Here is a 403-nt window from a genome sequence, read left to right as displayed (position 1 = left end):
GGTCAGGAAGCGGCTGTTGATGTAGATGGTGCGCATGGGGCCTCGCGGTTCGCGGGAAGAGAGCGGTTGGCGGCACGTGGCGGCGGTGATTGATTGACCAGCCGCTCGACTGCGCCGCGGCGGGCGCGCGCGCTTCACAGCCTGGCGCGGGCCATGCTTCGCCAGAGCGGGACCAGCGCATGCGCGCTGATGTGCAGGCGGCGGCGGACAAGAATGGTCAGCGCAACGCCGAGCACGACGGTGGCAAGGGCGGTGCCGAGCGCTGCGCCCTCGATCCCCCAGCGCGGGATCAGATAGAGGCTGGCGGCAAGCTGGACGACGACGGTGGCGGCCCAGACCAGGGCGCAGCCCACCTGGTTGCCGGTCATCGTCATCAGATACGAGACCGGGCCAACCGCGACGT

1 protein-coding gene is annotated in these 403 nt (G+C 70.0%); it reads right to left on the bottom strand.

Going from position 1 to position 403, the window contains the following annotated elements:
* Positions 1-134 precede the first annotated feature (134 nt).
* A partial coding sequence (locus I6F37_RS42915) for a polysaccharide biosynthesis C-terminal domain-containing protein (RefSeq protein ID WP_225154818.1) occupies positions 135-403 on the bottom strand: 269 nt, incomplete at its 5' end.

Source organism: Bradyrhizobium sp. NBAIM08, from assembly GCF_020193935.1.
In the GTDB taxonomy this organism is placed as follows: Bacteria; Pseudomonadota; Alphaproteobacteria; order Rhizobiales; family Xanthobacteraceae; genus Bradyrhizobium; species Bradyrhizobium yuanmingense.
This window is presented reverse-complemented; position numbering and strand designations above follow the sequence as displayed.